Here is a 13,856-nt window from a genome sequence, read left to right on the forward strand (position 1 = left end):
GTCACTCGGTTCGGGTGATCCACTTGTGAAGCTGAGTGCCCTCGGTCCGAAGCTCCGAAGCCAACTGCTTGAGCCGCGCGGTCAGAGCCTCTCGACACTGGGCCATGCTTCTGCATCGGCCCAATGCCTGCCGCAAGCGACTCAGTACCTCTTGGTGGTACGCCTCGGGATGAGGCCCCTTGTGGCCCTGGATTCCAACCCTGTTCGCAGCATCGTCCAGCGACATCCCCGCGCGGTCGAAGAGTTCCTGGAACTGGGGCGACCACGGGCCCCCGTTGTGCGTCGCCTCCCACCACTTGTTCGTCGCGATGTGGTGCTCATAAACCGTGAGCGCACCTGACGTCGGCCCCTGCGCCGCCATCGCCACCGCGCCCGGTGACAGTTCAATCGTCACCACGCCGCTCGACGACACGGCCACGGCTCGCACCTGCTCCGCCGCCGCGAGGATGAAGCCTCCCTGCTCCGCCCCCACCACCGCCGCCTGCCCTGCCCCAGGCAACGTCGTCATCCTCGCCGCCAGCGTCTGCGCCGTCCCTCCCAGCGCCGCCATCGTCAGCGTCACGAAGGCCCTCGCCGACTGCTTCCCCATCACCTCCCCGTACCTCTCTCCCGCCTCCCGGATGCCCTCGAAGTCCTCCGCCTCCCTCACCTGCTCCGTCAGCAACCTCCACCCCTGGATGAGGCTCCACACCGTGTCCCAGCCCAGGTACCCAATCAGCCCCACCGTCAGCACCGCCGCGATTCCCTTCGACAGCAGCGGCTCCGGCACCATCCACAGTCCCAGGTACACCGCGCCCGTCGTCGCCAGCATCACCACCGTCGCTTCCGCGTCCACCATCCCCTCCAGCGCCGCGGCCGTCTCCTCCCACACCGAGTCCAGCGCGATGCGGAAGGCCAGCGTGCGCTTGCCCTCCTCTTCCAGCCTCGCCCCCTCCTCCAACAGGTGCAGGCAGTCTCCCGTCAGCTTCTTGCGCACGCACCAGCGCCCGTAGGCCGCTTCCAGCGCCGTGCCTTCCTCCCGCGCATGCGTCACCCGCACGCGGCCTCGCCTCGGGTCCTCCAGCGCAACGAGTCCCAAGGACGCACGTGCACGCGGACGCCGCGTCTCCGGACTCAACAACCGGAGTGCCTCCGTCCTGGGGTGTGACGCCATTGGCGCGCTGGGGGCCAGCCTCCGGACCGCTTCTCCGAAGGCCTCGCCGTCCAGCGCCACTGGCGTCGTCTCCTTGCGCGGCGTGTACTCACGGGGCTGTCCCTCTCCCGTGTCCAACCGCCACGTCCGCGACGTCGCACACCCCGTCGCGCACACCACCCACACCAGCACTGCCACCCAGCGCGGCATCATTCACGTCCCGAGCTCTGCGCCCCTTGTCTCAAGAGCGGAGCCCGGGAGTATGAAGACGCTCAGCCCTGGAGCACCACACCCCGCTCCGCGTCTCCGTGCCGCAACCACAAGCGCGCGGCGGACTCCTGCCAGAACCGACGGAGGATCTTGTCCGTCCCACTCCCCGACGCCACGCGGTTGAGTTGCAGCGCGACGATCTCGTTCTGCACCAGCTCCGCCACCCGCGTCACCCCGGAGCGCAGGCCATACTCCTGCACCCGGCGGATGAGGTCCGCGGCCTCCGGCGACGCGGGCCGGAACGTGCGCAGGTCCGCTTCGATCTTGATCGCCTGCCCCGCGACCGTGTCCGTCGCGGCCTTCAGCTCCACCACGAAGCGCTTCATCTCCTCCAGCCGGATATAGCCCTCCAGCGCGAAGCTCACGATGGACTCAGCGCGATTCACGTCGATTCGATACATCAGGCGCTCCCTTCGTGTGGACTTCATCACCCATCCGGCGCGCGACCGCCAACGGTCCACGGGACGAGCCAGACATTCAGGACTCCACGGACAGCTCCTCCAGAAGGAGGGCGAGCCCCCTCGCCGCCGCGGCCTGACGTACCTCCCGCCGGTCTCCCGTGAACAGATGGCGCTCCACCACCGCGGGCCTGCCCCGCCGCTGCACCGCCACGAACACCAGGCCCACCGGCTTCTCCTGCGTCCCACCCCCGGGCCCCGCGATGCCCGTCTCCGCCACACCCCAGTCCGCCAGCGAGCGCTCCAGCGCCCCCGTCACCATCGCGCCCACTGACTCCACGCTCACCGACCCATGCCTTTGCAATAAATCCAGCGGCACCCCCAACTGCGTCCCCTTCGACTCGTTCGAATACGGCACGAAGCCCCGCTCCACCACCGCGGACGCCCCCGGCACGTCCGTCAGCGCCGCCGTGATGAGCCCTCCCGTGCACGCCTCCGCGAGCACCAGCCGCACCTTCAACTCCCGGCAGCGCGCAATCACTCGCGGCGCCAAGGCCTCCAGGTCGCTGCTCATGCACCCTCCCTCGGCACCGCCGCCAGCACCGCCACCAGCACGTCGTCGCGGAAGGTGATGCCCACCGTGCCCTCCTCCGCGCGCAGCCCCACCGCGGGGTGCACGCCTGGCGGACACACCGCCTCCATCGCGCCCTTCGGCCCCAAGCCCGCCTTGCGCAACCGCTCCCACCAGACGAGCGACGTCTCGTGGCGCTCGCACCGCTCCGACTCGTTCACCGTGCCCACGATGTCATCCACCTCCCGGCCGAAGAACCGCTTGATGGCGCGGCGCTCTCCGGCTGGCACCGCCAGCGTATCCAGCAACTGGAACACGCGGGAGAAGTGATGCCACGCATTGGCCAGCCGCTCGCGCGCCGGGGCCCGGTGGTGATCCACGTGGGGCTCGCACAACACCACCCCCACCGGCCCCAACGCCGCGATCCTCCCGAGCACCACGTCGCGCGGCTCGGGCCCTCCCGGCGCACCGTCCACCACGTGGTGCAGCGCGAACGCCGCGTTCACCACCAGCGGCCGGCGCACCCCTCGCAACGCCGACCACACCGCCGCGTCCAGGTCCTCCACCGGCGACTCCAACCCCACGAACGCCAGCGACACCCCCACCTCCTGCGCCACCGACATCAGCGCGCCGTGCGCCTCCCGCAGGCTCGCCCCGCAGGGGTCCACGCCCACCACCGACAGGTGCTTTGGCAGGGCGCCCGCCTTCGCCAGCATGCGCAGCAGGTTGCACTCCTGCCGTCCCTGGCCGATGCCCACGTCCAGCAGCGTCGCCTCTTCGTGGCCTCGCAGGAACCCCGCGAGCAGCGTGTTCGCCACCGCGTCCGCCGCCGACGCCAGCGGCAGGTGCTCCATCAACTGACGGAACAGGTCGATCTGCCTCCCGCCGCCATCCACCTCCGAAGCCCGGTACGGGTGCAGCGCCCCCGCCGCGCCCTCCAACCGCCGCGTCAGCGCCGTGGCGAACACCCCGTAGTTCTCGTCCTCCGAACACCGCTCCACGTCCAGCAGCCGGTACAGCGCCGCCAGGGTCTCCACCGTTTCCATCGTCCGTGCGGACAACGCATGGTCCATCGCCTGGAGCAGCAGTTCATCCTTCGGCGTGCGCATGCGTCCTCCCATGGGAAGCCCTGGCCGTGGCTTCCGCTCGACTTGAAAAACTGTAACGACCCCCCTGTTGCTCCCTCCAGGGGCACGCACCGCGGGCGCATCCCGCCGTGTCCGCGTTCACATCCCGCCAACCCTCGTGGGCGGACTGGCGGGAGCCCGTGGGAGTGGAGGGACGCAGCAGCACGATGGCAACCCTGGGACCGAGGTCCCCTAGCGTTCGCACGAGATTTCATTGCCGAAACTGCCCGGCCGGGCCGTATGAACTTCACGGGCCACCCGCCAACCAGGGCCGGGAGGGCAGCCCGGACACGTGTCGCTGGAGTCCCATGGATGCCTGCGGTGGCAGTTCCGGGAGGGCCCGGTGTTGAATCGGCCACCCATGTTCCTCCGTCGGGCCGTCCTGCTGTCACAAGCCCTCCTGCTTTTTGCCGGCACGCGTGCGCACGCACAGGGCGTCCCGTCCGCCACCAGCGAGCCGCGCACGGTGGAGGTGGACGTCCACGGGGGTCGGACCCTCTCCGCCGAGGACGCCGCCCGCCTGGGCCTCTCCCCCGACGCGGGTGACACCGCGCTCATCCCCCCCACCCTCACCGCCGACGCGCCCGCCGCATGGCCGCATGGGCTGGAGGGCACCGCCGGCGAGGTGGAGCTGGAGCTGCTGGTGGACGTGGAGGGCCGCGTCGCGGAGGCGAAGGTGACGCGCGCTGGCGCCGAGCCGCGCCTCACCGACGCGGCGCTCACCGCCGCCCCGGGCCTGCGCTTCACCCCGGCCACGCTGGGCGGCACGCCCGTCGCGGTACGCCTGCCGTTCCTCTACCGCTTCGCCCCGCCCGTGCAGGTCCCCGCATCAACGACGCACCTCACCGGCGAGGTGCGCGCGCGAGGCACCCGCAAGCCGCTGGCCGACGCGGCCCTGTTCGTCGACGGGGCGCAGGAGCCCACCGGCACCACCGACCCGCGCGGCCTCTTCACGCTGGACGTGACGCCGGGCGCGCACCGCATCGAGGTCCGCGCTCCGGGCCACGCGACGACGGTGTTCGAGGAGAAGCTGGAGGCCGGCCAGACGCTCCAGGTCGTCTACCGGCTCCAGCCGCGCGAGGTGAACCCCTACGAGACCGTGGTGCGCGACGAGCGCCCGCGCACGGAGGTCACCCGCATCAGCCTGCACGAGCAGGAGATCCGCGAGGTGCCCGGCACGCTCGGCGACCCGTTCCGCGTGGTGATGCTGATGCCGGGCGTGGGCAGCCTCGCGTCCGGCATCAGCTACCCGGTGGTGCGCGGCAGCCAGCCGGCCGCCACCGGCTTCTTCCTGGATGGCGTGCGCATCCCGATGCTGTACCACCTGCTGCTCGGGCCCGCGGTGGTGCACCCGGACTTCATCGACACCGTGGACTTCTACCCGGGCACGCCGCCGGTGCAGTACGGCCGCGTGCTGGGCGGCGCGGTGGAAGGAAGGCTCAGCCGGCCGCGCGAGGACCGGCTGCACTTCACCGCGTACGCGGACCTGCTCAACGCGGGCGGCTTCATCGAGCAGCCCTTCGAATCCACCGGCACCAGCGTCAGCGTGGCCGGCCGCTTCAGCTACTCCGCGCTGCTCATCTCGCTCACCGCCAACGCGCTCAACCGTCCGGAAGCGGAGCAGGTGCGCGCGGGCTTCTGGGACTACCAGGCGCGCGTCGAACAGAAGGTGGGCCAGGGCCGCCTGCGCCTGTTCGCGCTGGGCAGCTCCGACGACGTGGGCCTCTCGCCCGAGCAGCTCGAAAGCTCGGAAGGTGGCGGCGTCACCTCGCGCTTCCACCGCATCGACCTGCGCGGCACGCACCCGCTGGCGGGCGGCGAGGGCGAGGTTGGCGTCACGCTGGGCTGGGACGGCCTGGGCCTCACCGGCGAGCAGACCCAGCGCGTCGGAACCGCCCTCGTCATCCAGCCCGTGGGCGAGTACGGCCTGGAGCAGACGAGCGTCTCCGCGCGCGCCGGGTGGAAGCGGGTGCTCACCGACACGCTGGAGGTGGCCGTGGGCACGGACGTGGAGCACCGCCGCTCCGCCACCACGCTCACCGGCACCGCGCGGCCTCCCGGCTGGCGCCCGTCCGACGACGCGGATCCGCTCAAGAAGCCCTCGGCCATCGCCACCTTCTCCGGCGCGTATGCGTCCGTCACCTGGAAGCCGTCGGAGAAGTGGGTGGTGTCCCCGGGCCTGCGCGTGGACGCGTACCACCTGGTGCCGGGCCTCACGTTCACCGCGGTGGAGCCGCGCCTGTCCGTGCGCCACACGCTCACGGACACCCTCACGCTCAAGGGCGGCGCGGGCCTGTTCCACCAGCCACCCACCGTGCTGCTGCACCTGCCCGCCGTGGACACCGCCAGCCTGCGCTACGGCCTCCAGTCCGGCGCGCAGTTCGACGTGGGCGCGGAATGGAAGGCATTGGACGGGCTGGAGTTGAGCGCGGACGCGTACTTCAACCCGCTGTCCCGCGCGGTGGAGTTCGACCTGGTGGACGTGGCGGAGAACCGCCGACGCCGGGGCAGCCTGGGACAGGACCCGGCCACCACCGGCTACGCCTACGGCCTGGACCTGATGGCGCGCCACCCGCTGGGCAACCACTGGTTCGGCTGGGTGTCCTACAGCTTCCTGCAGAGCAGGCGGAAGACGCGCTTCGCCCGCATCGGCGACGACAACCGGGTGCTGGAGATGGTGGAGGGCCACCTGCCCTTCGCCTTCGAACAGGTGCACGTGTTCAACGCGGCGCTCAGCTACAAGTTTGGAAACAACTGGACGGTGGGCACGGTGGTGCACTTCAACACCGGCCGTCCGGAGTCAGGGCAGATCACCTCCCAGACGCAGCGCTGGGTGACGGAGGCGGGCGGCGAGGGCCGCTGGGTGCGCCAGGACTTGGACCGCGCGGGCCGGCTGCCGCCGTTCTTCCGCGTGGACGCGCGCATCGCGAAGTCATGGGCCTACCAGGACTTCACCCTGGATGCGTCGCTCGACGTGCTCAACCTCTCCGCGCAGCAGGAGGTCATCGCCTACAACCACTACGCCGAGGGCCACCCGGATGAGACCGGCCTCTTCCCCGTCCGCGAGCCCGTCCAGATTCCCGTCATCCTCCCCCTGTTCGGCCTCAAGGCGACCTACTGACATGCGCCACGCCTCCCTCACCTTCCTGGGCCTGGGACTCCTGGCCCTCACCCACGCCGGCTGCGAGCGCTATCCGGAGGACCCCCTCTTCGCGTACGGCCGCGCGCGCCAGTGGGACGGCACCCCGCTGGCCGGCGCGCCGCTGACCCTCGAGCGTCGGCGCGATGGCGTCTATTCCCCCCTGAGCACCGCCACCACCGAGGCCAGTGGGGACATCACCTTCGAGCTGCTCTCCGGCGACGTGGTGAACTGGCACGACATCAATGAACAGCAGTCCCGGCTGCGCCTGACGCTGCCGCTGGATGCGACCGGGCGGGGAGTGTTCGTCCTGCTCACGATGCAGGACGACGTTGAGCTCCCCACGCTGCAACCGTGGGATGCCCATCCGCGCGTGGACGTGGGGCCCCAGGGAAGCGCCATCGCCTTCCCGCCCCCGCCACCACCGCTGGAGGTGCCGGAGACGGCGAACCTGCCGGAGGTCCTCTCCATGGAGGACAACATCCCCGTCCCCATCCCTCCCACGCCTCCGGTCCCCCTGCTGTGGCTCACCTCGGGGGAGGCCCCCGTGTGGCGGCGGACGGGCACGACGTCGCCCTGGACGCCGTCCCCGTACGTGCTGGAGGACTTCGCCTCGCCCCAGGTGCAGTTGCGCGCCATCAGCGTGGGCAACTGGGGGTTCTCGCCCCTGGGCGGAGAGTCCAGCAGCCTGCACTTCCGGGTGGAGTGGAGGACCGGGCACGCCCCCCTGCCCGAAGGCACCCTGCGCCCGGTGAGCCGGGGCGCGACGTGTGAGCCGCCCTTCCCGGAGGCCTGTCCCTGGACGGACGGACGGCTGGAGTCCGTGCCGCTGGCCGACCCGAAGACGGACCCGCCCGTGCATGGCCTCGTCATCTCCCTGCCCCAGCCCACCCGCCTCCGCCATGCGGTGGTGCGGGGCCTGCGCCACGCGAACAGCTACGAGGGCAAGGAATGGCTCGTCCTGGAGGGCAGCCCGGACGGAGAGCACTGGCAGCAGCTCAACCGCACCGTGCTGCGGGAGCTCGATTCGCTCAACCAGACCCTGAACTTCTTCCTGCACAGCAACTTCGCCGACCTCACCGAGCAGGAATCGCCCTACGGGGATTCCCCCATCCTCCTTGGGGACGCGGAGCCCGCCTTCGTCGAGTTGCCCCTCGCCGACGCGGCGTCCACCCGCTACGTCCGGCTCTCCGTGGAGCTGCTGGAATACAGCGGCGGCACGGTCCCCGGGGCGCTCCTCTCCCTCTCCGAATTGTCCGTCTTTGAATAGCACTGGCGCGTGTCTGACCATGCAAACCATTGGGATTGCTTGTGTGGGATGAAACCCGGGAGGCCCTTCCAACCGCATAAATCAAGAAATAAAGGCCACACCGTTCAAGACATGGGGCACCAAGCCCACCGCGCCCGGGGAGGGACCAATGATTGCGCTGACCTGGACGTACGGGCAGCTCCTCAGGGGCGTGGCGGACCTGGCGCGACGGGTGTTGCTGGTGCAGTTGCTCATCCTGGCCCCGTGCTTCTGGTTGCTGGAGCTGTCCCAGAACGTGGCCTTCCGGTGGATGAACGGGGACTGGGGCTGGGTGTATCCGGAGTCGCCGCACCGCGGGTTCTCCGTCGTCAGCCTGGGATTGTGGAGCGGCGCGGTGGTCGCGCTGTGGGCCATGAACACGCTCTGGTTCCGGCCCGCCCGGATGGCCCTGTGGCAGCGCGTGCTGTGGACCACCGCGCTGTGCTGGCCTGGCCAGTGGCTTTGCGGCTTCATCGCGGCGGAGGTGTTCCACCACCCGTTCCAGGTGTGGCCCGGCACCCGGCTGCTCTACGTGAGCTTCAGCAGCCTGTTCTTCTGGGCGGCCAACGCGCTGCTGTACCAGTGGGTCGTGAGGGATCCCCAGCCCGTCCCGCCCAGGACGTCCGAGCCGGCGTCCGAGCCCCTCCAGGTGCCCGTCACGCGCGCGGAGCGTCCAGCGGGAGCTTGAGCCGCGCGCGGCAGCCGCGCCCGTCGGTGCGGTTCTCCAATCTCAGACCGCCGCCGTGGGCCTCGGCGATTTGCCGGCTGAGCGCCAGTCCAATGCCACTGCCCCGCGGCTTGGTGGTGAAGAAGGGCACGAAGAGGTTCGCGGTGTCGGACAGGCCCGGGCCCTCGTCCTCCACCCAGACCTCCACCGCGCCGGGCGCGTGCACCGCCCAGGAGACCCAGACACCGCCCTGGCCCCCGGCCTCCGACAGGACGGCGTCCACCGCGTTGCGCACCAGGTTGATGAGCACCTGCTCCAGTTGGTCCGCATCTCCGGGCACCGTCAGCGCGGGGCCGGGGCGCACCGCCACCGGACGGCGCGGCTCCAGCGCCACCACGCGCCGCACCCAGGCCTCCACTTCCACCGTGCCCGGCGTGGGCGGGGGCAGGCGGGCCAGCCGCGCGTGGGCGGACATGAAGCGCGCCAGGGCCTCCGCGCGGCGGGCGATGATGCCCAGCCCGTGCCGCGTGTCCTCCTCCCAGTCCGCGGGCCGGGGCACCTGGGCCACTAGGTCCCGGAGCGCGTCCGCGATGGATTGGATGGGCGTGAGCGAGTTGTTGATTTCGTGGCTGAGCACGCGCACCAGCCGGCGCCATGCTTCGCGCTCCTCCTCGCGCAATGCCAGACGCAGGTCGGTGAGCACCACCAACTGGTGCGGCTGGCCTCCCTCGCGGAACGTGCCCCGCCACAGTTCATAGGGGCCGCCCTCCCGGGCAAAGGCTTGCGTCAGCCGGCGTGGGGCGGGACCCTCCAGCAATTCCTGCCATCCCAACGCTTCCGCCCGCTGCCCCACGAGCTGCGCGCGCGGCAGGCCCACCAACTGGACGCCCGCGCGGTTCACCAGCTTCAGCTTGCCCTCCGAGTCGAAGGCCAGCACCGCCACGTCGATGGCCTCCATCACCTGCTCCAGCAGGGCGCCCGCCTCCATCGCGCCCAGCCGCTGTTCGCGCAGCGTGTCCCCCAGCGCGTTGACCTCCAGCAGCACCTCGCCCAGCGCGTCGCCCGCGCGTTCGCCCCGCCCGCGCACGGAGTAGTCACCCTCGCGCAGCGCGGCCAGCAGGCCCGCCACCGTGTGCAGCGGCCGCACCACGCGCTCGCGCAAGGCCAGACACGCCCCGGCGGGGACGACCAGCACCAGCACGGACAGCGTCCAGCGCACCTTGGCGCTGAAGTCCCCGGTCCACAGCAGCGCGAGCGACACGACGACGGCGGGCAGCGCCGCGAGGACCGCGAGCCCCATGACGCGCAGGTCGTGCGGCCAGGACTTCGGCCGGAGGTTCAGCCCGAGCTTCAGCTCGAGCCTCGACCCGAGCCATGGCCGGAGCTTCAACGGGCGCCCTTGATGCCGTAGTACTGGAGGCGCCGGTAGAGCGCGCTGCGCGACAGGCCCAGGGCCTTCGCCGCATCGCTCACGTTGCCGTCCTGACGGCCGAGGGCGCGCTCGATGAGGTAGCGCTCCACCTCCTCCAGCGTCATCTCCTCCAGCCGCGCGGCGCCTCCAGGGTTCTGCCCCGCGCGCTTGAGCAGCAGGTCCTCCGCCTCCACCCGGTCCCCCGTCGCCATCAGCAGGGAGCGCTCCACGGCGTGCTCCAGCTCGCGCACGTTGCCCGGCCACGGATAGGCCATCAGGGCCTCCAGCGCGTCTGGCGCCAGGTGGACGCCGGGGCGGCCGTAGCGCTGGCCCTGGAGCGCGAGGAAGTGCGCGGCGAGCAGCGGGATGTCCTCGCGCCGCTCGCGCAGGGGCGGCAGCTGCACCTCCACGGTGTTGAGCCGGTAGAGCAGGTCCTCGCGGAAGCGGCCCTCCGTCACCGCCCGGCCCAGGTCCACGTTGGTCGCGCTCACCACGCGCACGTCCACCTTGCGCATGCGCGACGAGCCCACCGGGTGCAGCTCTCCCGTCTGGAGCACGCGCAGCAGCTTCGCCTGCTGCGCGAGCGGCATGTTGCCAATCTCATCCAGGAAGAGCGTGCCGCCGTCCGCCAGTTCGAAGCAGCCGATGCGGTCCGCCTTCGCGTCGGTGAAGGCGCCCTTCACGTGGCCGAACAGCTCGCTTTCGAAGACGCCCTCGGACAGGCCACCGGAGTTCACCGCGACGAAGGGCCGGTCCGCGCGGGGACTGGCCGCATGGAGCAGGCGCGCCACCACCTCCTTGCCGGTGCCGTGCTCCCCGGTGACGAGCACCGGCGCGGCGGACGGCGCCACGCGTTCGATGAGCCGGCGCACCGGCAGCATGGCGCGCGACTCGCCCACCAGCGGGGAGCGTCCGCCCTGTTCGCGGCGCAGGTGCTGGTTCTCTCCCTCCAGCCGCCGGGTGCGCCGCAGCGCGCGGGCCAGCTCCAACTGCGTGCGCAGCGTGGCGAGCAGGCGCGTGTTGTCCCAGGGCTTCTGCACGTAGTCCCGAGCCCCCGCGCGCATCGCCTCCACCGCGCCCTCGACGCTGCCCCACGCGGTCATCACCACCACGGGCAGCAGGGCATCCCGCGCTCGGAGCTGGCCGAGCAGGTCCAGGCCCTCGCGCCCGGACGTCGTGTCGCGCGCGTAGTTGAGGTCCATCAGCACCAGCTCCACGTCCTCGGCGTCCAGCGTGGCGAGCACGCCCGAGGGCGACTGGGCGCTCACCACGGTGTAGCCGTCGCGCTTGAGCAGCAGCCGCAGCGCCTCCAGCACGTCCGGCTGGTCGTCGGCCACGAGGATGCGGGTGGGGCGCGGAGCGCTGGGGGACGCGGCGGGTTCGGACACAGGGGACACCACGGCACGGGACTGTGCCAGAAACCAACAGGGGTTAGTCGGCGCGCAACGCGATGATGGGGTCCACGCGCGTGGCCCGCCGGGCAGGCAACCACGACGCGCCCAGCGCCACCCCGGTCAGCAGCAGCGCCACGCCCCCGAAGGTCCACGGGTCGTCCACCGACACGCCATACAGCAGCGACCCCAACAACCGCGTCAGCGCCAGGGACAGGACGAGCCCCACGCCCACGCCCGTCAGCGACAGCCGCAGGCCCTGTCCCAACACCAACCGCAGCACGTCCCCCCGCGCCGCGCCCAGCGCCATGCGGATGCCCAGCTCCCGCGTGCGCTGCGCCACCGAGAAGGCGATGACGCCCGACAGCCCCAGCGCCGCGAGCAGCAACGCACCGCCCGCGAACAGGCCCAGCAACAGCGCCGACAGCCGCCGCGAACCGATGGCGTCGTCCATCCGCCGCGTGAGGGGCGACACGTCGAACAGCGGCAGGTCCGGGTCCACCGCGCGCAGCTCCGACTCCACCGCGGCGCGCAGCGCCTCCGGGTCACCCGACTTCACGCGCAACGCCAGGCCCAGGTGGTCGGACGGACGCTGCGACAGGGAGTAGTACGCGGCGGGGCGCACGGGAACGTCCAGCCCCCACTCGCGCAGGTCGTCCACCACGCCCACCACCGTGGCCCATTGGTTCTCCGGACCGTGCAGCTTCATCCGCTGTCCCAACGCGTCCCCCTTCGGCCAGAAGATGTTCGCGCAGGACTGGTTGATGACCACCGCCCAGGGCGCATCCGGACCGTCCCGGTCCTCCAGCAACCGGCCCTGTCGGAGCGTGGCGCGCAGGGCTTGCAGGTAGCCAGGCGTGGCGGCGCGATACTCCACCGCCCTCCACAGCTCGCCCGGCTGCTGCACGCGCCCCTCGATGTCGAAGCTGTGGTCGATGCCGCCCCCCAGGGGGAGCAGGTTCACGAGCCCCACGGACTGCACCCCGGGCAGCGCCTGGAGGCGTGGCATCAGGGCTTGCTGGAGGGCCACCTGCCGGGCCTTGTCCGGATACGACACCTCCGGCAACGCCAGGTGGGCGGTGAGCACGCCCTCGGAGGTGAAGCCCGCGTCCACGCCCTGGAGCGCGAGGAAGCTCTTCACGAACAGGCCCGCGCCCACCAACAGCACCAGCGCGAGCGACACCTGCGACACCACCAGCGCCGAGCGCAACCGGCCCGTGCGGTGGCCTCCCGTCGCCCGTGAACCCTCGCGCATCGCCGCATGCAGGTCCGCACGGCTGGCCTGGAGCGCGGGCACCAGTCCGAAGAGCACGCCGGTGGACACCGACACCGCCAGCGTGAAGAGCACGGAGGGCACGTCCAGCCGCACCTCACGGGCGCGCGGCAATCCCTCTCCCACCACCGCGACCAGCGCATCCGTGCCCCACATCGCGAGCAGCAGGCCCACCGCGCCCGCCACCAGCGACAGCACCACGCTCTCCGTGAGGAACTGCGCGACCAGCCGCCCGCGCCCCGCCCCCAGCGCCGCGCGGATGGACACCTCGCGGCCCCGCGCCACCGCCCGCGCGAGCAGCAGGTTGGCCACGCTGGAGCACGCCACCAGCAACACGAACCCCACCGAACCCCACAGGAGCCACAGCGTCTCCCGCACGCCGCCCACCACCTGTTCCTCCAGCGTCTTCACGCCCATGGACCAGCCCGCCTCCCGGTACCGCTCCACCAGGTCGGGCGTGCGCTCGGAGCCCACGCGCACCAGGTCCGCGCGCACCGCGTCCAGCGTCACGCCAGGCTTGAGCCGCGCCAGCACCTTCAGGTAGCGGTTGAACCGCTTGGACTCCCCCGTCTGCTCCGCTTTGGGCGCGAACGGCAGGTACAGCTCCGTGTCCTCCGGATAGGCCACTCCCGGAGGCAGCACGCCCACCACCGTGCGCGACTCGCCGTCCAGCCGCAGCGTGCGGCCCAGCACGTCCGGATCCTTCGCGAACTGCGTGCGCCACGTGGCATCCGTGAGGATGACGACCTTGTCCCGGCCCGGCATCTCCTCCTCCTCCGTGAAGTCGCGGCCGAGCACCGGCGCGGTGCCCAGCGTGCGCAGGAAGGAGGCCGTGCCGATGACGACGTGGAAGCGCCGGGGGGAGTCCTGCCCGGTGAGCGTCACGTTGTCGCTCCAGAAGGCCGCCAGCGACGAGAAGGTCCGCGCATGCGTGACGAAGTCCCGGTACTCCGGAATGGAGTGGGACACATCCGTCAGCCCGAAGGCGGCGAAGTTGGGGGACAGGTGTACCAGCCGCTCCGGCTGGAAGAAGGGCGGCGGCGTCAGGAGCACGCCCTTCACCACGCTGAACACGGCGCTGTTCGCGCCGATGCCCAGCGCCAGCGTCAGCACCGCCACCACGGCGAAGCCCGGGGCGTTGCGCAGGGTCCGCAGGGCGTAGCGCAAGTCATTGAGCAGGCGTTCCATG

Annotated in this window: 10 protein-coding genes; 3 read left to right on the forward strand and 7 right to left on the reverse strand. The window is 71.5% G+C overall.

Annotated features, from left to right (window positions below; genetic code table 11):
- Position 1 precedes the first annotated feature (1 nt).
- The 4 genes from OV208_RS36150 to OV208_RS36165 are packed head-to-tail and all read right to left on the reverse strand — an operon-like array spanning position 2 to position 3,480.
- The gene (locus OV208_RS36150) at positions 2-1,345 is read right to left on the reverse strand and encodes an AHH domain-containing protein (protein ID WP_267578485.1); all 1,344 of its coding nucleotides are present in this window, start codon (positions 1,343-1,345) and stop codon (positions 2-4) included.
- Between the two features lie 59 nt (positions 1,346-1,404).
- Positions 1,405-1,830: a hypothetical protein gene (locus OV208_RS36155; protein ID WP_267578486.1), complete on the reverse strand. Its 426-nt coding sequence runs from the start codon at positions 1,828-1,830 to the stop codon at positions 1,405-1,407.
- Between the two features lie 49 nt (positions 1,831-1,879).
- Entirely contained in the window at positions 1,880-2,374 is a 495-nt protein-coding gene (locus OV208_RS36160; RefSeq protein ID WP_267578487.1) for a CinA family protein, read from the reverse strand.
- Positions 2,371-3,480 carry a GRAS family protein gene (locus OV208_RS36165; RefSeq protein ID WP_267578488.1) on the reverse strand — a complete coding sequence of 370 codons (1,110 nt, stop codon included), beginning with the start codon at positions 3,478-3,480 and terminating at the stop codon, positions 2,371-2,373. Before OV208_RS36165 ends, OV208_RS36160 begins: the two co-directional genes overlap by 4 nt.
- A gap of 379 nt (positions 3,481-3,859) precedes the next feature.
- On the opposite strand from OV208_RS36165, the gene OV208_RS36170 reads away from it, so the two are divergent.
- The 3 genes from OV208_RS36170 (at position 3,860) to OV208_RS36180 (ending at position 8,613) form a co-directional block, all read left to right on the forward strand.
- Positions 3,860-6,619, forward strand: coding sequence for a TonB-dependent receptor domain-containing protein (locus OV208_RS36170; RefSeq protein ID WP_267578489.1), 2,760 nt, complete (start codon positions 3,860-3,862; stop codon positions 6,617-6,619).
- A gap of 1 nt (position 6,620) precedes the next feature.
- Positions 6,621-7,907: a hypothetical protein gene (locus tag OV208_RS36175; RefSeq protein WP_267578490.1), complete on the forward strand. Its 1,287-nt coding sequence runs from the start codon at positions 6,621-6,623 to the stop codon at positions 7,905-7,907.
- Positions 7,908-8,055: 148 nt separating this feature from the next.
- Positions 8,056-8,613 (forward strand): hypothetical protein, encoded by a 558-nt coding sequence (locus tag OV208_RS36180; RefSeq protein ID WP_267578491.1) that lies wholly within the window; start codon positions 8,056-8,058, stop codon positions 8,611-8,613.
- Here the strand turns inward: OV208_RS36180 and OV208_RS36185 are convergent.
- Genes OV208_RS36185 through OV208_RS36195 form a run of 3 tightly spaced genes read right to left on the reverse strand, consistent with a single transcriptional unit; the run spans position 8,582 to position 13,855 of the window.
- Positions 8,582-9,982, reverse strand: coding sequence for a sensor histidine kinase (locus OV208_RS36185; protein WP_267578492.1), 1,401 nt, complete (start codon positions 9,980-9,982; stop codon positions 8,582-8,584). The genes OV208_RS36180 and OV208_RS36185 overlap by 32 nt on opposite strands.
- Positions 9,979-11,391 (reverse strand): sigma-54-dependent transcriptional regulator, encoded by a 1,413-nt coding sequence (locus tag OV208_RS36190; RefSeq protein ID WP_267578493.1) that lies wholly within the window; start codon positions 11,389-11,391, stop codon positions 9,979-9,981. The genes OV208_RS36185 and OV208_RS36190 overlap by 4 nt, the downstream gene beginning before the upstream one ends.
- Before the next feature lie 43 nt (positions 11,392-11,434).
- Complete coding sequence (locus OV208_RS36195; protein ID WP_267578494.1) at positions 11,435-13,855, reverse strand: ABC transporter permease; 2,421 nt, start codon at positions 13,853-13,855, stop codon at positions 11,435-11,437.
- Between the last annotated feature and the right edge of the window lies 1 nt (position 13,856).

This window comes from Corallococcus sp. bb12-1 (genome assembly GCF_026626765.1).
GTDB classification, from domain to species: Bacteria; Myxococcota; Myxococcia; order Myxococcales; family Myxococcaceae; genus Corallococcus; species Corallococcus terminator.

Bases quoted from the DNA above. Each gene is read 5' to 3' on its own strand.
- OV208_RS36160 (WP_267578487.1), bottom strand. From the start codon at position 2,374: ATGAGCAGCGACCTGGAGGCCTTGGCGCCGCGAGTGATTGCGCGCTGC.
- OV208_RS36175 (WP_267578490.1), top strand. From the start codon at position 6,621: ATGCGCCACGCCTCCCTCACCTTCCTGGGCCTGGGACTCCTGGCCCTC.
- OV208_RS36195 (WP_267578494.1), bottom strand. From the start codon at position 13,855: ATGGAACGCCTGCTCAATGACTTGCGCTACGCCCTGCGGACCCTGCGC.
- OV208_RS36180 (WP_267578491.1), top strand. From the start codon at position 8,056: ATGATTGCGCTGACCTGGACGTACGGGCAGCTCCTCAGGGGCGTGGCG.
- OV208_RS36155 (WP_267578486.1), bottom strand. From the start codon at position 1,830: ATGAAGTCCACACGAAGGGAGCGCCTGATGTATCGAATCGACGTGAAT.
- OV208_RS36170 (WP_267578489.1), top strand. From the start codon at position 3,860: ATGTTCCTCCGTCGGGCCGTCCTGCTGTCACAAGCCCTCCTGCTTTTT.
- OV208_RS36165 (WP_267578488.1), bottom strand. From the start codon at position 3,480: ATGCGCACGCCGAAGGATGAACTGCTGCTCCAGGCGATGGACCATGCG.
- OV208_RS36150 (WP_267578485.1), bottom strand. From the start codon at position 1,345: ATGATGCCGCGCTGGGTGGCAGTGCTGGTGTGGGTGGTGTGCGCGACG.